General features: G+C 52.8%; 18 protein-coding genes and 2 rRNA genes. All 20 read right to left on the bottom strand.

Features of this window, described 5'->3' with window-relative positions:
• Positions 1 to 10 precede the first annotated feature (10 nt).
• Positions 11 to 160 carry a 50S ribosomal protein L33 gene (gene rpmG / locus BLO51_RS20345; protein ID WP_090674770.1) on the bottom strand — a complete coding sequence of 50 codons (150 nt, stop codon included), beginning with the start codon at positions 158 to 160 and terminating at the stop codon, positions 11 to 13.
• 434 nt (positions 161 to 594) lie between these two features.
• Entirely contained in the window at positions 595 to 1,239 is a 645-nt protein-coding gene (sigH, locus tag BLO51_RS20350; RefSeq protein ID WP_025851016.1) for an RNA polymerase sporulation sigma factor SigH, read from the bottom strand.
• Positions 1,240 to 1,368: 129 nt separating this feature from the next.
• Complete coding sequence (locus BLO51_RS20355) at positions 1,369 to 1,884, bottom strand: NYN domain-containing protein (RefSeq protein WP_090674771.1); 516 nt, start codon at positions 1,882 to 1,884, stop codon at positions 1,369 to 1,371.
• 24 nt (positions 1,885 to 1,908) lie between these two features.
• A complete protein-coding gene (rlmB, locus tag BLO51_RS20360; protein ID WP_010498905.1) occupies positions 1,909 to 2,649 on the bottom strand; it encodes a 23S rRNA (guanosine(2251)-2'-O)-methyltransferase RlmB in 741 nt (246 codons plus the stop codon).
• 1 nt (position 2,650) lies between these two features.
• Positions 2,651 to 3,118, bottom strand: coding sequence for a Mini-ribonuclease 3 (locus tag BLO51_RS20365; RefSeq protein ID WP_090674772.1), 468 nt, complete (start codon positions 3,116 to 3,118; stop codon positions 2,651 to 2,653).
• 4 nt (positions 3,119 to 3,122) lie between these two features.
• Complete coding sequence (gene cysS, locus BLO51_RS20370) at positions 3,123 to 4,520, bottom strand: cysteine--tRNA ligase (RefSeq protein WP_090674774.1); 1,398 nt, start codon at positions 4,518 to 4,520, stop codon at positions 3,123 to 3,125.
• Positions 4,510 to 5,172 carry a serine O-acetyltransferase gene (cysE, locus tag BLO51_RS20375; RefSeq protein ID WP_217266762.1) on the bottom strand — a complete coding sequence of 221 codons (663 nt, stop codon included), beginning with the start codon at positions 5,170 to 5,172 and terminating at the stop codon, positions 4,510 to 4,512. The genes cysS and cysE overlap by 11 nt, the downstream gene beginning before the upstream one ends.
• 413 nt (positions 5,173 to 5,585) lie before the next feature.
• Positions 5,586 to 7,037, bottom strand: a complete 1,452-nt coding sequence (gltX, locus tag BLO51_RS20380) for a glutamate--tRNA ligase (protein ID WP_090674776.1) — start codon at positions 7,035 to 7,037, stop codon at positions 5,586 to 5,588.
• Positions 7,038 to 7,110: 73 nt separating this feature from the next.
• Positions 7,111 to 7,596, bottom strand: a complete 486-nt coding sequence (gene ispF / locus BLO51_RS20385) for a 2-C-methyl-D-erythritol 2,4-cyclodiphosphate synthase (protein ID WP_090674778.1) — start codon at positions 7,594 to 7,596, stop codon at positions 7,111 to 7,113.
• Positions 7,593 to 8,300, bottom strand: coding sequence for a 2-C-methyl-D-erythritol 4-phosphate cytidylyltransferase (ispD, locus tag BLO51_RS20390; protein ID WP_090674779.1), 708 nt, complete (start codon positions 8,298 to 8,300; stop codon positions 7,593 to 7,595). The genes ispF and ispD overlap by 4 nt, the downstream gene beginning before the upstream one ends.
• An 85-nt stretch (positions 8,301 to 8,385) precedes the next feature.
• Entirely contained in the window at positions 8,386 to 9,483 is a 1,098-nt protein-coding gene (locus tag BLO51_RS20395) for a PIN/TRAM domain-containing protein (RefSeq protein ID WP_090674781.1), read from the bottom strand.
• A 166-nt stretch (positions 9,484 to 9,649) separates the two neighbouring features.
• Positions 9,650 to 10,384 carry a CDP-diacylglycerol--serine O-phosphatidyltransferase gene (gene pssA / locus BLO51_RS20400; protein WP_090674782.1) on the bottom strand — a complete coding sequence of 245 codons (735 nt, stop codon included), beginning with the start codon at positions 10,382 to 10,384 and terminating at the stop codon, positions 9,650 to 9,652.
• Positions 10,385 to 10,457: 73 nt separating this feature from the next.
• The gene (gene disA, locus BLO51_RS20405; RefSeq protein WP_281180405.1) at positions 10,458 to 11,537 is read right to left on the bottom strand and encodes a DNA integrity scanning diadenylate cyclase DisA; all 1,080 of its coding nucleotides are present in this window, start codon (positions 11,535 to 11,537) and stop codon (positions 10,458 to 10,460) included.
• A 193-nt stretch (positions 11,538 to 11,730) separates the two neighbouring features.
• Positions 11,731 to 13,098 carry a DNA repair protein RadA gene (radA, locus tag BLO51_RS20410; RefSeq protein ID WP_090674784.1) on the bottom strand — a complete coding sequence of 456 codons (1,368 nt, stop codon included), beginning with the start codon at positions 13,096 to 13,098 and terminating at the stop codon, positions 11,731 to 11,733.
• A 174-nt stretch (positions 13,099 to 13,272) separates the two neighbouring features.
• On the bottom strand, positions 13,273 to 15,717 hold the full coding sequence (gene clpC / locus BLO51_RS20415; protein WP_090674785.1) for an ATP-dependent protease ATP-binding subunit ClpC: 2,445 nt from the start codon (positions 15,715 to 15,717) through the stop codon (positions 13,273 to 13,275).
• Between the two features lie 61 nt (positions 15,718 to 15,778).
• Entirely contained in the window at positions 15,779 to 16,846 is a 1,068-nt protein-coding gene (mcsB, locus tag BLO51_RS20420) for a protein-arginine kinase McsB (RefSeq protein WP_090674787.1), read from the bottom strand.
• 25 nt (positions 16,847 to 16,871) lie between these two features.
• Positions 16,872 to 17,390 carry a protein-arginine kinase activator protein McsA gene (mcsA, locus tag BLO51_RS20425; RefSeq protein ID WP_090674788.1) on the bottom strand — a complete coding sequence of 173 codons (519 nt, stop codon included), beginning with the start codon at positions 17,388 to 17,390 and terminating at the stop codon, positions 16,872 to 16,874.
• 48 nt (positions 17,391 to 17,438) lie between these two features.
• Complete coding sequence (locus BLO51_RS20430) at positions 17,439 to 17,900, bottom strand: CtsR family transcriptional regulator (RefSeq protein WP_090674790.1); 462 nt, start codon at positions 17,898 to 17,900, stop codon at positions 17,439 to 17,441.
• A 244-nt stretch (positions 17,901 to 18,144) separates the two neighbouring features.
• Positions 18,145 to 18,261: ribosomal RNA gene (gene rrf, locus BLO51_RS20435) — 5S ribosomal RNA — on the bottom strand.
• A gap of 131 nt (positions 18,262 to 18,392) precedes the next feature.
• A 23S ribosomal RNA gene (locus tag BLO51_RS20440) occupies positions 18,393 to 18,670 on the bottom strand; the annotation flags it as partial.

Genomic DNA, 18,670 nt, shown 5'->3' on the forward strand with positions numbered 1-18,670 from the left:
CCTCCAAAAACTAGCGAGTCTCGCGATGAGCAGTTTGCTCATTGCAAAACTTGCAATATTTCTTGAGCTCCATGCGGTCAGGATGGTTGCGCTTATTTTTGGTGGATGCATAGTTTCTTTGCTTGCAGTTTGTGCACGCTAATGTGATGATCACCCGCATGATGTACACCTCCTACGGACCAGCCTCGAAATTTACAACCTTACACGACCAGCAAAAAAAAAACGCCTTTTCGTCTAAGGCTACCCGATATACTTTAGCATACGGCCTATCTTCTGTCAAGGAAAAAGGATTAACATAGCGCCTGTCCCGTCTCATCCATTATTGACCAGGCGGCTCGTTCCTAAACGAAAACTTGATCATTTTTTTACAAAAGGACATCTTGCCACGCGCGAACATTTGTTCTATAATAATCTCTAAACATATAAGAAAAGCTTCTTATCGAAGCCATTTCGAGGAAGATACATTCGTGTTTTAGTGGAAGCTTTTCTTGCGATATAGAATTCAACCAGCTCCGCTGATAACTTATAAATTCTATATCTAAAAAAACAAAAAAGCACCTTGCTATCACAGCAATAAAGGCGCTTATCTATGTTTTATGCGTCACGCACTTCCAGATACCTCTCCAGCTTGCGCTTCACGCGCTGCAATGCATTGTCAATCGACTTGACGTGCCTGTCCAAATCGACGGCGATTTCCTGATAGGACCGTCCGTCCAAATACAGCATCAGCACTCTGCGTTCCAGGTCGCTCAATATCTCTCCCATTTTATCTTCCAGCCCGCTGAACTCCTCCTGGTTAATGATCAATTCCTCGGGATCGGATACGCGGGAGCCGCAAATGACATCGAGCAGCGTCCTGTCGGAATCTTCATCATAGATGGGTTTGTCCAACGAAACGTAGGAATTTAGGGGGATATGCTTCTGGCGAGTGGCGGTTTTGATGGCCGTAATGATTTGGCGGGTGATGCAAAGCTCGGCAAACGCTTTGAAGGAGGCTAGCTTATCGCCGCGGAAGTCGCGGATCGATTTATATAGGCCGATCATTCCCTCTTGTACGATATCCTCTCTATCAGCGCCGATTAGAAAATAAGAGCGCGCTTTGGCGCGAACGAAGTTCTTGTACTTGTTGATCAAGTACTCCAGGGCGTCGCTATCCCCTTCACGGACTGCTTCGACCACATCTTCGTCTGCCTTGAGGTCGTATTCGTACATTCTCAACTCTTTGAGGTCGACACTCACTACAATCCCTCCGGCCCAACGCTTGAAAGATAGGACTAGTATACATTATGTAATCTAGCGCCGTCAACCGGATTCCCGCTACAAAAAGCTAGATTGTTGCTGGATCAACAGGCATCGCCTTCAAAGCCTCTAATTCCCCCTGCGCCATTTCTCCAACTGATCGCGTATATCTCCGCTAAGCCTGCTGTCGAACGAATTGCGCTTCGGCGGTGCTTCGGTGTCGATCGTCCGGCGGATTTCCTGGCGAATCTGCCTCACCTTGACCAAAAGCTCGCTTGCCGGAATTCGGAGAGCCCCTTTGCCGAAAATTACATGCTGCTCCGTCATATCGGAGGTCGCGACATATACCTGCTTGCGCCGTCCGATATGGCCGGTGACGAGCCTTTCGATCAGCTCGTCCGCCGTTTCCTTTTCCTTGGTGTAGTACACCGGGAGTTTGCTTTGCAAATATTTGCCGCCAAGCCCCGGCACGTAGTAAGCGTCAAACACCACGATAACCTTCATCCCTGAGAACGACTGGTACTCGGCCATCGTTTCGATCAGCCGGTCGCGTGCTTCCTCCAGCCGGATCTCCTTCAGCTTTTGCAATTCCGGCCATGATCCGATGATGTTGTAGCCGTCTACGATGAGGATCTCCTGAATCATGCCGCATCGCCCCGCAGCATGACGCTATTCCGCAGCCATTCGCTGCCGGACGACTTCATACATGAAGACCGACGCTGCGACCGAGGCGTTAAGCGAATTGATTTGACCGAACATCGGCAGTTTCAACAAAAAGTCGCATTTTTCGCGAATGAGCCGCCCGATGCCTTTGTTTTCATTGCCGATCACGATAGCCAGAGGAAGATTCAAGTTCGTTTGATAGACCGGCTGTTGCGCGCCCACATCGGCTCCGGCGATCCAAACGCCCTGCTCCTTAAGCTGTTCGATCGTCTGGGCGAGGTTGGTGACGCGGGCCACGGGCACGTATTCGACCGCGCCTGCGGAGGTTTTGGATACCGTTGCGGTCAGCCCCACGGAACGCCGCTTCGGAATGATGACTCCGTGTACGCCGGTACAGTCTGCCGTCCGCAGGATGGACCCCAAGTTATGCGGGTCCTCGATTTCGTCGAGAATGAGCAGGAACGGCATTTCGTTTCGTTCCGCGGCTAGAGCCAGCAGATCCTCCACTTCGGCATAGGCATACGCCGCTACCTGGGCAACGACGCCTTGATGCTGCACACCGCCGGCCATTTGGTCCAGCTTGCGCTTGTCCGCAAATTGCACAATGACGCCGTTCTGCTTCGCTTCCGCGAGGATCGGCTGGGTAAGTTGTTTTTGAGCCTGCTCGGCGATCCAAATTTTGTTAATGGTCCGCCCGGAACGCAGCGCTTCGAGTACGGAATGCTTGCCTCCAATAAATTCTTCCACGTCAGGCGTCCCCCTTTCCTGTTGTCGTTGATGTTGCGTCCCGCTCCAAGGAGAGCATCAGCAGCTGCTGAAGCCTCTCCCACCGCTGCGTATAATACAAGTAGCCGATCAGGCACTCGAACGCCGTGCTGTGGCGGTATTCGAGTACATCGGCATTTTTGGCCGTTGTGCCCGATTTGGCGTTTCTTCCCCGCTTGACAATATCCGTCTCCTCTTCGGTCAGAAGCGGCAGCCAGCGCTGCAGCGCCTTCGCCTGCGCCTTGGCCGAGACGTACCGGGTAGACAGCCGGTGAAGATGGTTCGGCTTATGATTCGTCTGCGAGACGACATATTGCCGGATAAAGACTTCGTAGACGGCATCGCCTATATAGGCCAACACGAGGGGATTCAGCAGCCTCGGCTCGCGTGAAGGCGGAAAAGAAAACAAATTCGCTTGCAAATAGGGCAGCGCCTGTTCATCTCGTTCCATCGCTCTAGCTCCGCCGCCAACGAATGCCTTGGGCCGTATCCTCAAGCACGATGCCGCGCTCGGTCAACAAATTGCGGATTTCGTCGGCACGCGCCCAATTTTTCGCTTTGCGGGCTTCCGTCCGCTCGACGATCAATTGTTCGATTTCTTCATCCAGCAGGTCCTCAGCTTCAGGAGCTAGTATGCCCAGCACTTGATCCATCGCTTCAAACTGCTTCAGCAGCAGCTCCAAGGTGGGAGCCGTCACTTGCTCGCGATTGATGTACGGATTCGCCGCATTGACGAGCTCGAATACCGCCGTGATCGCGTCCGGCGTATTGAAATCGTCGTTCATCTTGCTTACGAACTGCTGCTGCGCGGTTAGCACCGCCGCCGCCATTTCGGCATCGACTTCCCCCGCTTCCGCCGTCTTGAGACGGTGCTTCAGCGAGGAAAGACAGTTCTCAATCCGCGCCAAGCTTCCTCTCGCCTGCCCCACGGCTTCGTCGCTGAAGTTGAGCGGATTGCGGTAATGGCCGGACAGCATGAAGTACCGGATCACCTCGCCCGGAATCGTCTTCAGCAGCTCATGTACATTGATTCCGTTGCCGAGCGATTTCGACATTTTCTCATCGTTGACGTTCACGAACCCGTTATGCATCCAATAGTTCGCCATCCGCTGCCCCGTCAAGCCTTCGGACTGGGCAATTTCGCATTCGTGGTGCGGGAAGGTCAGGTCCTGGCCGCCTCCGTGAATGTCGATCGAATCGCCCAAATATTTACGGATCATCGCCGAGCATTCGATGTGCCAGCCCGGGCGCCCCTCGCCCCACGGACTCGACCAGCTGATTTCGCCCGGCTTCGCCGCTTTCCAGAGCACGAAATCTTGCGGGCTTTCCTTCCGCTTGTCGACATCCACGCGAATGCCATATTGCAGTTCTTCCAGGTTCTGGTTAGACAGCTTGCCGTACTCCGGAAATTTGGCCGTCCGGAAGAAGACGTCCCCGCCGGCCTCGTAGGCATAGTCTTTTTCCACCAGTCCGGAGATGAAGTCGATGATCTCGGCCATGTTCTGGGTGACGCGCGGATGAAGCGTCGATTCCCGCACCCCGAGCCCTTTGGTATCTTCGTAATATTTTTGCACGAACAAGTCGGCAACCTCTGGTACGGTGACTCCCATTTCGGCCGCTTTTTTAATCAGCTTGTCGTCCACATCCGTAAAGTTGGCGGCATATGTCACTTCGTAGCCGATCGATTCCAAATAACGTCGCACGACGTCGAAAAAGATGGCCGGACGCGCGTTTCCGATGTGAATGTAGCCGTACACGGTGGGACCGCAGACGTACATTTTCACCATACCCGGTTCCATCGGTTTGAAATCTTCTTTCGTGCGAGTCAACGTATTATAAATCTTAAGACTCATGTTTCACGGCTCCTCCAATTCTGGTCTTTTCTTTATGGGCCTCCGCCTTCAGCTCGTCGATTTGCTGCTGCATTTGGCGAATCATATCGAGAACAGGGTCCGAAAGCTTGTCATGCTCCAAGCGTCCGACGCGTACGCCGTCCCGCTTGACGATTTTGCCCGGGATTCCGACGACGGTGCTGTTGGCTGGGACTTCGCTTAATACGACAGAGTTCGACCCGATCCGCGAGTTATCCCCTACCGTGAAGGACCCAAGCACTTTCGCCCCCGCTGAGATGACCACGTTGTTGCCGATGGTCGGATGCCGCTTCCCCCGCTCCTTGCCGGTACCCCCGAGCGTTACGCCGTGATAGAGCAGCACGTCGTCGCCGATCTCGCACGTTTCTCCAATGACGACACCCATGCCGTGGTCGATGAAAAAACGCCTCCCGATTACAGCGCCGGGGTGTATTTCGATCCCTGTCATAAAACGGCTGGCTTGCGAAATGATGCGCGCGAGGGTGAACCAGCTTTTTTTATAAAACCAGTGCGCCACACGATGCCCCCAGAGAGCGTGCAAACCGGAATAGGTGAACACGACCTCAAACCAGCCTCTCGCCGCCGGATCGTTCTCAAAGATCGTTTCGATGTCTTCTTTCATTCTGACAAACACGAATCATCCCCCGTTCCTGTGCGCACGCTTCGTTTACGCATCACGCAAAAAAACGCCTTCTACAGCCGTTTCGGCTGCAGAGGCGTCTTTTTTCGCGGTTCCACTCTGCTTGGATAAACGTACAAGGGCAACGCACGTCCCAACGTCTATCCGTCTCAATCGTTCGTATCGTGAACGTCACGGTAAAGACTACCCTGCCGCTGCACCGGAGCGCTCGCGTCAGATCGTCTTTACGGCTCCCGGGTGCACTTCCGTAAAAGGGGAATTGAACGACTCGCAGCCGATTCGTTTCCGAACCGATCGTCCTCTCTGGGAATCCCGACTTTTCCGTACTTTCCCGTTCGTCGCCGTAGATGTATGTTATCGAAGAAATGATCTTATTTTTTTCTAAGTATATAAGAAAACTGTAGGCATTACAATAGCTTCTTGATGCGTGCGGACACCGTTTCTTTTCCCAGCAAATGCAGCGTCATGTTCAGGTCGGGCCCGTGCATTTGTCCCGTCAGCGCCACGCGGATCGTCATGAACAGCTGCTTTCCTTTATAGCCAGTCTCTGTCTGCACCGCCTTGATCATCGCTTTCAGCGCATCCACGGTAAACTCGGTTGCGGCCTCGACCTGCTTCAAGAAGCTGCCAAGAACGATCGGCGCATGCTCTTCGGCCAGCATCGCTTTGGCCTCATCGTCATAGCTGACGTCCTCACGGAAGAACAGCTCGGACAACGGCACGATTTCGGCGGTATAACGCAGCTGCTCCTGATAAAGCCCGACGAGCGAGTGAACCCACTGCTCCTGCTCGGGACTGAGCGTCTCCGGCAGTTTTCCAGCTTTCTGCAAATGTGGCAGCGCCAGCTTTGTAATCCGCGCGGTATCGGCTTTTTTAATATAAACATTATTCATCCAATTGAGCTTATCCATGTCGAATACGGCCGGACTTTTGGACACCCGGTCCAGATCGAACTGCTCGATCAGCTCTTCTCTGGTGAAAATTTCTTCCTCGCCTTTGGGCGACCAGCCGAGCAGAGCGATAAAGTTCATGACCGCTTCCGGCAAATACCCGAGCTCTTTGTACTGCTCGATGAATTGGATGATAGACTCGTCCCGCTTGCTCATCTTCTTGCGGTCCGGATTCAAGATGAGCGCCAGATGGGCAAACTCCGGCACAGGTAGCCTGAGCGCCTCGTACATCATAATTTGCCGCGGCGTATTGGTCAAATGCTCTTCGCCACGGATGACCAATGAAATTTTCATCAGATGGTCGTCCAGAATAACGGCAAAATTATACGTCGGAATCCCGTCCGGACGCACGATGATGAAGTCGCCGATCCCGTTGCTCTCAAACTCGACATACTCGCGAATGCGGTCCTCGAAGGCGATCACCCGGTTCTCCGGTACGCGAAACCGAATCGACGGCTTGTGGCCCTCGGCCACAAACGCTTCGACTTGCTCCGTCGTCAGATGACGGCATCTGCCGGAATACATCGGCATCTGTCCTGCCGCCTCCTGCTCTGCGCGCTCCTTCTCCAGATCCGCTTCCGAGCAATAGCAGCGGTACGCATCACCGCTTTCCAGCAGCTGATCGACAAACGGCTGATACAAATGAAGCCGTTCCGTTTGTCGGTACGGTCCGTACGGTCCGCCGATGTCCACGCTCTCGTCCCAATCCACGCCGAGCCACTTGAGACCATTAAGCTGGCTGTCGACGCCCGATTCCACATGTCTCGTCTGATCCGTGTCCTCGAAACGGACAACGAATTTCCCGCCTTGCTTGCGGGCAATTAAATAATCGAACAATGCCGTCCGTGCTCCACCGATGTGCAAATGCCCTGTCGGACTCGGCGCGTATCTTACGCGAAACTCTGCCATAATGCACTCTCCTCCCGTACTCCCGCACCAACTGCTCGCCGGAAGCCATTATGATCCGTAAAAAGATTATTTGTTATGATAGCACATCTTTCACAAGACAAACAACCGCCTGTGCGGCGATCCCTTCCCCTCGCCCGGTGAAGCCGAGCTGCTCCGTCGTCGTCGCTTTCACATTAATCTGCGAATGCTCCGCTTCGAGCGCAGTTGCGATCCGCTCGACCATTGCGGGAATGTACGGCGCCATCTTCGGCTTCTGCGCGATGATCGTGCAGTCCGCATTGCCCAGACGGTACCCCGCTTTCCTGACAGTCTCCCATACCTGCACAAGCAGCTTGTAGCTGTCCGCATCTTTATACGCGGCATCCGTGTCGGGAAAATGCTTCCCGATATCCCCGAGCCCCAGCGCCCCAAGAATCGCGTCGGTCAGCGCGTGCAGCAGCACGTCCGCATCGGAATGCCCGAGCAATCCTTTTTCAAAAGGAATGTCTACCCCGCCAATAATACACTTGCGTCCCTCCACCAGTTGATGCACGTCGAACCCTTGCCCCACTCGTATCATGACTCTCGCTCTCCCCTGACATGTCGAATGATCCACTCGGCCCAAGGCAAATCCTCAGGCGTCGTGATTTTGATATTGTAATAGTCGGCCTCGACTACGGCGACCCGGACGCCAAGCCGTTCGACCAGCATGGCGTCGTCCGTCCCGACGAAGCCTTCCTCCCGTGCCCGCTCGTGCGCTTCGCGCAATAAAGAAAAGCGAAAAGCCTGCGGGGTCTGAATCGCCCACAAGCTGCGCCGGTCCGGGGTCGCTTGGATCAACCCTTCGCCGTCCACGATTTTAATCGTATCTTTTACGGGTACGGCCAAAACAGCCGCTTCAGTCTCTATCGCTTTATCCAGGCATGCCACGATATGCTCCCGGTCGGCAAAGGGCCGGACGCCGTCGTGCACCATTACCCATCGGACGGCGCCGTCCAAGGCCAACAGCCCTTGGTAAACGGAGTCTTGACGTTCCTTCCCCCCGGGAATGACCCGCTTCACCTTTCTTAGCCCGTAGGTCTCGATATAACCCCGGCACCGCTCTACATCGTCTGCTCCCGTAACCAACACGACGTCGCTTACGGCTTCCAGCCGATCGAACAGTTCCAGCGTATGTACCAAAATCGGTTTACCGTCCAGCAGCAAGTATTGCTTGCTTTCTTGTGTTCGCATCCGCGAGCCTCTGCCCGCGGCTACGACCACGACCCCCAGTTTATCCGTCACCTTGTCCACCTGCCACTATCGTTCGGCTCCGAGTAAAGCAAACCTGTTTGCCTTATTCCAAGCGCATCTATCTTATCATACCGTGTTAGAGCGCTTTTTCCAATAGCTTCGGCTTGGCAAATATCATTCGACCGGCTGACGTTTGCAGAACACTCGTCACCAGCACATCGAGCGTCATGCCGATAAAATCCCGGCCGCCTTCCACGACAATCATCGTACCGTCATCCAAATAGGCGACGCCTTGTCCATGCTCCTTGCCATCCTTGATGACTTGCACGAGGATTTCCTCTCCGGGCAGCACGACCGGCTTCACCGCATTCGCCAGATCGTTGATATTCAGAACCGATACGCCCTGCAGCTCGCATACTTTGTTGAGATTGAAATCGTTCGTAATCACTTTCCCCTGCAAAGCTTTGGCCAGACGCACAAGCTTGCTGTCCACCTCGGAAATTTCTTCAAAATCCCCTTCGTAGATCAGTACTTTGACATCAAGCTCCTTCTGGATTTTGTTCAAAATGTCCAGCCCCCGACGGCCGCGGTTGCGCTTGAGCAAATCCGACGAATCGGCAATATGCTGCAGCTCTTCCAGCACGAATTCGGGAATGACGAGGGTTCCCTCGATAAATCCGGTTTTGCAAATATCCGCAATACGCCCGTCAATAATGACGCTCGTATCGAGAATTTTATGCTCCTCGAATCCTTTGGCCTCCCCGGACGCCCCTTTCCCGCGATCCGAACGACGTGCGTCCAGCACGGTGAACAGCTCCTCCTGTTTCACTGCCCCAAGCCGATAGCCCGCATACGAAAATGCCGCGATCAGCAGCATATGCAGCAGGGGGCTGAACACGCCTGCCTGGCTGAACGGATGGAGCAGCACCGACGAAAAGAGCAAGCCGACAACCATCCCGATCGAGCCCGCAAGCAGATCGGTCACCGGTACGTTAGCGATGCGTTCCTCTCCCCGCTGCACCACTTTCAGCAGATACGTTAATGCCCAAGAACTGATCGAATAGAAGAGCAGCGCGCCGGCCCCCAGCATCCAGAGGGCTTGTCCTTGAATCTCTTCCCGTCCCAAAACCGATGCTATGAATTCAAAACATGGTTTCCCTATCGTATCACTCCACCGTACTCCTAGCGCACCGCCGATAACTGCAAATAGAAGCTGAAACCATTTTTTCATCATAGACTTTCACCTCCATAAAAATAACAAATTCTGCCTTTCGTTACAATTATGATCCAAATTACTCAAGCCTAATCGTATCAGTTGAAGAAAATGAAAAAAAGCATTCATTTTCCTTGCGGAAAACAAATGCTTTTCATTTTCATAGCCTTGTGCAGCTTATGCGGTTTTAGATGCTCGTTGTTTTGGACTCCGGCTCTTCCATAGAAGGACGTTTTCTTCGTTTCCAGAAGAAGAGCCGATCAACGTTTTTTTTTAAGCCGTACAGCGCATAAAGAAGCAGCGGTACGAAAATGAGCTTGGATAACAGCCCCGGATACATGACAGCCAGTACAACGGCAACCACGACGACAACGGGTGTAATCCAGATGGCAGCTTTCGGGATGCCGACCTTTTTGAAGTTCGGATATTTGACGGTGCTGACCATCAAGTAGGACAGCAGAAGCGTAGACAAGACGAGTACGATGGTGTTCAATTCTTTATGGAACAGTGCCAGCGTACACAATACGCCGCCGGCCGCAGGAATCGGCAAACCGATAAAATATCCCGGCGTCCCGGCAACGACATTGAAGCGGGCCAGACGAAGCGCGCCGCAGATCGGGAAGATCGCTGTCACGATCCAAGCTGCTGCCGTATTCATCTCGGTGAAAGCCACCACATACATGATGAACGCCGGAGCTACGCCGAACGAGATGACATCCGATAGCGAGTCCAGCTCTTTGCCGAATTCGCTCTGCGCATTGAGCGCACGGGCAACCCGTCCGTCCAATCCGTCCAGAAGCATGGCAACGATGACCATGATCGCCGCAAGCTCGGGTTTATTGTTAAACACGGAAATAATCGCAATAATGCCTAAGAACAAGTTCCCAATCGTAAACAAATTCGGAAGGGATTTTGTTATCATGTTTAGTCCACCTCTGGTTTTACTTTACCCTAATATCGTAATAATATTTGGCTATCCTCTGATTGTATGCAAGTTAAATATGTCTGTCAATGAGTACCTGATCTTGGATTCGTTTTAATCCTTCTTTAATCGTACGTGCACGCACTTCCCCGATGCCGTCCACTTCGTCCAATTCTTCAATCGTCGCCATCATCAGATGCGGAAGCTGACAAAATCGTTCCACCAGATTATGTATGATGACGGAGGGAAGACGCGGTATTTTATTCAATACCCGGTAACCTCTTGGCGAGATCGTCTCCTCCGCGCTGCCAGGCGTATGCGGATAGCCGAGCGCCCGTGCAATGTGCGAATGATCGAGCATCTCGTCAGTCGAATGCTTCTTGAGAGTCGCTTGGACTTCTTTTACCTTCTCGTCAGTCAACTCTTTGACATAATCCTTAATCAGGAGATAAGCCTCATGCTCGGTGTTGCCAACCAACTCCTCCAACTGCATGCTGATCAACCGACCTTCGTTACCGAGCTCGTTAATGTAACGCTTGATCTCTGTTTTAATACGTAAGACCATCTCAATACGTTGCATCACACCGGTCACATCGTGCAAAGTGACCAGCTCCTCAAATTCAGAAGCGCCCAGATTGGTCAAATCCTGATCCAATACCGACTTGTATTTCTCCAGCGTTTGAATCGCCTGATTCGCTTTCGTCAGAATGACGCCGATATCTTTCAGCGAATAGCGCAAACTGCCTTGATACAAGGTAATGACGTTGCGCCGCTGTGAAATGGACACCACAAGCTTGGAGGTCTGCTTCGCGACGCGCTCTGCCGTCCGGTGCCGGATGCCCGTTTCGGTGGACGTAATCGAAGAGTCCGGAATGAGCTGCGTATTCGCATACAGAATACGCTTCAAATCCTCGCTGAGAATGATCGCGCCGTCCATTTTGGCCAACTCATATAAGTAGTTCGGGGAAAAATCGCAGTTGATTGAAAAGCCGCCGTCTACAATCTCCATCACTTCCGGGCTGTAACCGACGACGATTAAGCCGCCCGTCTTTGCGCGCAACACATTCTCCAGCCCTTCCCGGAACGGCGTGCCCGGCGCAACGAGCTGCAGCAGCTGGCTCATGACGTCGCGTTTTGCTTCTTCCTTGCTCAATGGTGTCCCTCCTGACGAATTTTTTGAAGCAATGGGAGGTTGATTGCGCAGCAGGGAGAACTGCCTTTGGCCGCTCTTGAACTCGGAAAGTTTGAATTATAATTTAAGGTAGCTTTCCGAGTTCAAAGACGGCACGTAAAACTCTCCGGTAGTTCCCCTGCGCTCCATCAAAACCCTTGTTTCAAAAAATATACTATACTAAAGCAGCCGATAGCGCCTCGGCTACGGTGTTGACGCCGATAATTTGAATGCCTGCCGGGGGCGTCCAGCCTTTCAGGCTTTTTTGCGGGAGAATGACGCGGCGGAAGCCGAGCTTCTCCGCTTCCCGTACCCGCTGGTCGACACGCGAGACGCCACGCACCTCGCCCGTCAGTCCGACCTCGCCGAAAACGACGTCGAACGGCTGCGTCGGCTGGTCGCGGAAGCTTGAGGCGATGCTGACCGCCACCGCAAGATCGACGGCCGGCTCATCCAGCTTCACGCCGCCCGCGACGTTAAGGTAAGCGTCCTGATTTTGCAAAAACATGCCCATCCGTTTTTCCAGCACCGCAATAATGAGCGACAGCCGGTTATGGTCGAAGCCGGTCGCCATCCGCCGGGGGGATGGGAAGTTGGTGGACGAGACGAGCGCTTGAAGCTCTACGAGCACCGGACGCGTCCCCTCCATACTGGCGACGACGGTCGAGCCGGCAACGCCCAGCGGCCGTTCGGACAAGAACAGCTCCGACGGATTGCTGACCTCGACCAGGCCGATCTCCCGCATCTCGAAGATCCCAATTTCGTTGGTCGAACCGAACCGGTTTTTAACGGCGCGAAGCACCCGGTACGAATGATGCCTCTCCCCTTCGAAATATAGCACGCAATCGACCATATGTTCGAGTAATCGCGGTCCCGCAATGGCGCCCTCTTTAGTAACATGACCAACGAGGACCGTTGCGATTCCTTTCATTTTTGCAATTCGCATAAAATGCGCGGTGCATTCCCGAACTTGCGAGACTGAACCAGGAGCGGAAGCTACGGCGCCATGGTATACCGTTTGGATCGAATCGATGACGATGAAATCCGGTTCGATCTCGTCGATCGCCGCTTCAATATGCTCCACATTCGTTTCGCAAAGCACGAACAACAGCGGCGAAACGGCTTGCAGCCGGTCAGCCCTCAGCTTCGTCTGACGGACAGATTCCTCTCCGGAAATATACAGCACCTTCAAGTCCAGCTGCGTCAGCAAATGCGAAGTTTGCAGAAGCAGCGTCGACTTCCCGATCCCCGGGTCGCCGCCTACCAGAATCAAGGAGCCGGGCACAATGCCGCCGCCAAGCACGCGGTTCAACTCCCGATTGTCCGTCACGATCCGTTCTTCCTGACTGCTTTCTATGTTTATGATAGAAACCGCTTTTTCTTTCTTGTTCAAAAAATTGGTATGCAGCCCTTTGCTCTTAACAACGGTCTCCACTTCTTCCACAAATGTATTCCAAGCTTCACAGCCCGGACATTTGCCGAGCCATTTCGGCGATTCGTAGCCGCATGACTGGCAGAAGAACTTCGTTTTTGTTTTCGCCATCATCTAACCCTGCTTTCTTTTCCCAACTCAAAGTTTACCATTTTGACCCTGTCTTGAAAACCCTTGCCGCCACTGAAAACAAAAAAAGCTTTAATAGTAAAAAAAGCATCCCTTCGGCCCAGCTTGCAGCCGTGGGATGCTATGGAAGGAGCCTGCGCTCCTAAAATTTTTGACTTAAGCCTGCGTACCGACGCCTTGACTGCGGTGAACGGTCAATTCGCCGTCCTTCTCGTCGATCGTAAGCGAGTCGCCTTTGACAATGTTGCCGCGCAGCAATTCCTCGGACAATCGGTCTTCGATGTGCTTCTGAATCGCTCTGCGCAGCGGTCTTGCGCCAAAGGCCGGATCGTAGCCTTCTTTGGCCAGGAACGCTTTGGCCGAGTCGGTCAGGAAGAATTCGACTTCCTGCTCTTTCAATCGTTTGCGGAGCTCCTCGGCCATCAAAGTCACGATTTCGGCGATATGATGTTCTTCCAAGGAGTGGAATACGATAATCTCGTCGATCCGGTTCAAGAACTCCGGACGGAAGCTTTTCTTCAGCTCGCCCATCACTTTTTCTTTCATATTGTTGTAATCTCTGCCTGCATCATGCGCGGCGGTGAAGCCAAGCGTCGAGTTTTTCTTGATCATATCGGCCCCGACGTTCGATGTCATGATAATTAGCGTATTGCGGAAGTCGACCGTACGGCCCTTCGAATCCGTCAGGCGGCCATCTTCAAGCACCTGCAGCAAAATGTTGAACACTTCGGGGTGCGCTTTTTCGATTTCGTCCAGCAGGACAACGGAGTACGGTTTGCGGCGCACTTTCTCGGTCAACTGACCGCCTTCTTCGTACCCGACGTATCCCGGAGGAGCTCCGACCAGACGAGACGTAGAGTGCTTCTCCATGTACTCGGACATATCGATCCGAATGACGGCATTTTCGTCACCGAAGAGAGACTCGGCGAGCGCACGGGCCAGCTCGGTTTTCCCAACCCCGGTCGGACCAAGGAAGATGAACGAGCCCATCGGGCGTTTCGGATCCTTAAGACCCGCTCTAGCCCGGCGAATCGCGCGGCTGACCGCTTTAACCGCTTCGTCTTGGCCGATAACCCGATCATGCAGGATAGATTCCATTTTCAGAAGACGCTGCGTTTCTTCCTCAGCCAGCTTCACAACAGGAATACCCGTCCAGCTTGCTACGACCTGGGCAATATCGTCCGGCGTCACTTCGGAGTCAGTGCGTCCTTGCTTTTCTTTCCATTCGTTCTTCGTCGAATCGAGTTCTTCGCGCAGCTTCTGCTCCGTATCGCGCAGCGATGCCGCTTTTTCGAACTCCTGGCTTTGTACGGCTGCGTCTTTTTCCTTGCGGATGTCTTCAAGACGGTTTTCCAGCTTTTTCAGATCCGGTGGTACCGTATACGAACGGAGCCTTACTTTGGAGCTGGCTTCGTCGATCAAGTCGATCGCTTTATCCGGAAGGAAGCGGTCCGTAATATAACGGTCGGACAGCTTCACGGCTTGCTCAATGGCTTCATCCGTAATTTTCACGCGGTGATGGGCCTCGTAACGGTCACGCAGACCGTGCAAAATCTGAATCGCTTCTTCTGGCGACGGTTGATCGACCGTAATCGGCTGGAAGCGTCTTTCCAGCGCTGCGTCCTTTTCGATATATTTGCGGTACTCGTCAAGCGTCGTAGCCCCGATGCACTGGAGCTCTCCGCGAGCCAGAGCCGGCTTCAAAATATTCGAAGCGTCGATCGCACCTTCCGCCCCGCCGGCACCGATCAGCGTATGCAGCTCGTCAATGAATAAGATGATATTTCCGGCTTGCCGGATTTCATCCATAATTTTTTTCAGACGGTCTTCGAATTCGCCGCGGTATTTCGTACCGGCGACGACCGAACCCATATCCAGGGTCATGACTCGCTTATCGCGCAGCGTTTCCGGAATTTCGTTCGCGACGATTTTTTGCGCAAGACCTTCGGCTATCGCCGTTTTACCTACGCCGGGCTCCCCAATGAGAACCGGATTGTTTTTCGTTCGGCGGCTGAGCACTTGAATCACGCGCTCGATTTCTTTGCTGCGGCCGATGACCGGGTCCAGGTTGCCTTCCTTGGCATAAGCCGTCAGATCGCGAGCCAGACCGTCCAACGTCGGTGTATTCACATTCGTCGGGTTACCATGGTTAGGCGAGACCACCTCGCTGCTGCCAAGCAGTTGAAGCACTTGCTGACGGGCCTTGTTCAGGCTCACGCCCAAATTGTTCAATACGCGTGCAGCAACGCCTTCGCCTTCACGAATCAAGCCGAGCAGAATGTGCTCCGTCCCGACGTACGTATGTCCCAGCTTGCGGGCTTCATCCATCGAGAGCTCGATTACTTTTTTCGCCCGCGGCGTGTATGCGATATTCGATGGCTGCTCTTGTCCCCGTCCGATCAGCGATTCGACTTCATCTTGAATTTTCTCAAGACCGAGCCCGAGCGCAATGAGCGCCTTCGCGGCAATGCCTTCGCCTTCACGAATCAGACCGAGCAGAATGTGCTCTGTTCCGATATTGTTGTGTCCCAAACGAACTGCTTCCTCCTGCGCCAAGGACAATACCTTTTGTGCGCGTTCCGTAAATCTGCCAAACATCATGTGTAACACCTCCAAAGATTGGTATAGCGTATGCTTATTATGCAGTTTCGTATGTTGACGGCTAGTCCGTTTCCGCAATTTTTCCCCGGATGAGCTGTGCTCGTCTAATGTCTCTTTCTTCAGGCGTCAGCTTTTCTCCTGCCGTCTGCTGCAAAAAACCGGGCTGGGTCATCACCAAAAGCTCATTGAGCACATGCTGAGAGACATTTTTGATAAACCCAAGATCAATCCCGAGCCGCACGTCCGACAGCCGCTGCGCGGCTTCTTTGGAATCCATAATTGCCGCATACGACAAGATGCCGTAAGAGCGGCTGACCCGGTCCAAAATTTTGGCTCTCGTCTCGTAGATCAGCTTTTGTCTGGCTGCACGTTCATGCTCGATAATTTGCCTTACAACGCTGTACAAGTTATCGATAATTTCCTCTTCGGATTGTCCCAAAGTAATCTGGTTCGAAATCTGGAACAGATTGCCGAGCGCTTCGCTGCCTTCGCCATACAAGCCCCGCACGGCCAGCCCAACTTGGGTAATAGCCGATAATATGCGGTTGATCTGCTGCGTCAGAACTAGCGCGGGAAGATGGATCATCACCGAGGCGCGAATCCCCGTACCCACGTTCGTAGGACAGCTCGTCATATATCCGTGCTTTTCGTCAAAAGCATAATTCAAATGTGTTTCGAATATATCGTCGATCTGGTTGGCCAGATCCCAAGCTTCTTTAATCTGAAAACCAGGACACAAGCACTGAATCCGAAGATGGTCTTCTTCATTGACCATGATGCTAACGGACTCGTTATCGCTTAGAATGACGGCTCCGTTGCGCGATTCGTTAGCCAGTGCCGGACTAATCAAATGCTTCTCGACCAGCACCCGTCTCTCCAGTTCATTTAATTCGGAAAGCGGCAGCATCGAAAACCGGCTGATCGTGCCCAGCTCTTCATTATGAGCGACCTGGGCTACCTGCTCCAGCACTTCCTTCGATTGCTGGTTCGTTGCCAACATAGGGAAGGGGTACGCCTTCATATTTCGCGCGATGCGTATGCGGCTGCTGATGACGATATCCGAATCCGGCCCTTCACCCTTCATCCAATCGCTAAGCGCATTCTCTGTAAAACGGCTTGCTTCCGTCATAAGCACTCCTCCTTACCTCACCCGTCTAGCCTTCGGCAACCTTTTTTTCAAGCTCGCGGATTTGATCCCGCAGACGGGCCGCTTCTTCAAATTCCTCGTTATCGATACGGATCAGCAATTCCTTTTTCAACTGATCAATTTCACGCTTATGTTTAATTAACCCGCCGGACCGCTTGGGAACCTTGCCGGTATGAATAATATTGCCATGGACGCGTTTGAATAGCGGGTCCAGCTTCTCCCCAAAATGCTTATAGCACTCGCTGCAGCCGAAACGGCCGACTTTGCTGAACTGCGTATACGTTAGTCCGCAATGCTCGCAGCGGCTGGGCTGTACTTTGTTGGCGAGCGTACCATGTGCCGACGGTTCAAAATCCAGCAGCCCGCTGAGCAGATTATGAATGGAAAACCCATTGGCCGTCCCCGGGATGAGCTCCCCTTTTTCTCTGGCGCACGATTCGCAAATGTGAAACTCCGTCTTCTCGCCATTCAAAATTTTCGTAAAATGAAGCGTCGCTTGCTTCTTGCCACATTCCTGACAAATCATCTGGGTCCCTCCTTTAATCTTGCCCTGGGACAGCAGGATACGAACATCTCATTTGCTTAGCAATGAAATCAACATCGCCTTTAATATTCTTGCCCTGATCTCATCCCTTAGAGGCAGCTTCAAGATCAGAACCTCCCGGGTAATGGCCGCTTTCATAAATGCCGCTTCCCGCGAAGTGATGAAGCCCCCTTCTTCCAGCTGATACAGCAGTCCTTCGGATGCAAGCTGATCCATGTGCGTACCGATGGTTTGGAAAATATGGTCCATCACCGCGCCATGCGATTGCAGCTCGATTCTTTGAATTCGAATGTAACCGCCGCCGCCCCGCTTGCTTTCGACAATGTACCCTTTCTCCAATGTAAAGCGGGTACTAATGACGTAATTGATCTGCGAGGGAACGCAGTTGAATTGATCGGCCAGCTCATTACGTTGGATCTCGATCACACCGTCGGGGCTCTGCTGCAAAGTCTGCTTCAGATATTGCTCAATAATTTCTGAAACATTGCGCATCTATCCAACCTCCCGCGACAGAAGTAAAACCATATTTAAAGTGAAGAAAGCCAAGATGATCTGATTTAAGTCTAGCTGCAAAATCATTGACTTTGACTTTCTTTGACTTTGACTACATTATAGCAGATTTGCGTAAGATTGCAACTCCCCATCCTATTTCTTAGTTTGGGGTCGTCCGGCCACTTTTATTCTTGCCAGCATAAGAAAAAGAGCCTCTCCGGATAAAATCCGAAGAAGCTCTTGTGCTTGGCGACGTCCTACTCTCCCAGGACCCTGCGGTCCAAGTACCATCGGCGCTGGAAGGCTTAACGGTCGTGTTCGGGATGGGTACGCGTGGTTCCCTTCCGCCATCATCACCAAACGGATGTCGATGTTTCTGCCACGAAACATCTTTACTTTTCTCAAGGCGACTTGCACCCTGAAAACTGGATCGAAACATAGCGTAAAGTGAATGATCATTGCTTCCGAAGTAGCTTTCCTTCGGAAAGCTTGTAGGATAAGCCCTCGACCGATTAGTATTCGTCAGCTGCACACGTTGCCGCGCTTCCACCCCGAACCTATCAACCTCGTCGTCTACAAGGGGTCTTACATACTGGGAAATCTCATCTTGAGGGGGGCTTCACGCTTAGATGCTTTCAGCGCTTATCCCTTCCGTACTTAGCTATCCAGCCGTGCTCCTGGCGGAACAACTGGTACACCAGCGGTACGTCCATCCCGGTCCTCTCGTACTAAGGACAGCTCCTCTCAAATTTCCTACGCCCGCGACAGAT

Source organism: Paenibacillus tianmuensis (assembly GCF_900100345.1).
GTDB classification, from domain to species: Bacteria; Bacillota; Bacilli; order Paenibacillales; family NBRC-103111; genus Paenibacillus_G; species Paenibacillus_G tianmuensis.

Excerpts from the sequence above, each read along its gene's own strand:
- rpmG (WP_090674770.1), bottom strand. The coding sequence starts at position 160 with ATGCGGGTGATCATCACATTAGCGTGCACAAACTGCAAGCAAAGAAAC.
- BLO51_RS20355 (WP_090674771.1), bottom strand. The coding sequence starts at position 1,884 with ATGATTCAGGAGATCCTCATCGTAGACGGCTACAACATCATCGGATCA.
- BLO51_RS20365 (WP_090674772.1), bottom strand. The coding sequence starts at position 3,118 with ATGGAACGAGATGAACAGGCGCTGCCCTATTTGCAAGCGAATTTGTTT.
- cysS (WP_090674774.1), bottom strand. The coding sequence starts at position 4,520 with ATGAGTCTTAAGATTTATAATACGTTGACTCGCACGAAAGAAGATTTC.
- gltX (WP_090674776.1), bottom strand. The coding sequence starts at position 7,037 with ATGGCAGAGTTTCGCGTAAGATACGCGCCGAGTCCGACAGGGCATTTG.
- ispF (WP_090674778.1), bottom strand. The coding sequence starts at position 7,596 with ATGATACGAGTGGGGCAAGGGTTCGACGTGCATCAACTGGTGGAGGGA.
- BLO51_RS20395 (WP_090674781.1), bottom strand. The coding sequence starts at position 9,483 with ATGATGAAAAAATGGTTTCAGCTTCTATTTGCAGTTATCGGCGGTGCG.
- pssA (WP_090674782.1), bottom strand. The coding sequence starts at position 10,384 with ATGATAACAAAATCCCTTCCGAATTTGTTTACGATTGGGAACTTGTTC.
- radA (WP_090674784.1), bottom strand. The coding sequence starts at position 13,098 with ATGGCGAAAACAAAAACGAAGTTCTTCTGCCAGTCATGCGGCTACGAA.
- clpC (WP_090674785.1), bottom strand. The coding sequence starts at position 15,717 with ATGATGTTTGGCAGATTTACGGAACGCGCACAAAAGGTATTGTCCTTG.
- mcsB (WP_090674787.1), bottom strand. The coding sequence starts at position 16,846 with ATGACGGAAGCAAGCCGTTTTACAGAGAATGCGCTTAGCGATTGGATG.
- mcsA (WP_090674788.1), bottom strand. The coding sequence starts at position 17,390 with ATGATTTGTCAGGAATGTGGCAAGAAGCAAGCGACGCTTCATTTTACG.
- BLO51_RS20430 (WP_090674790.1), bottom strand. The coding sequence starts at position 17,900 with ATGCGCAATGTTTCAGAAATTATTGAGCAATATCTGAAGCAGACTTTG.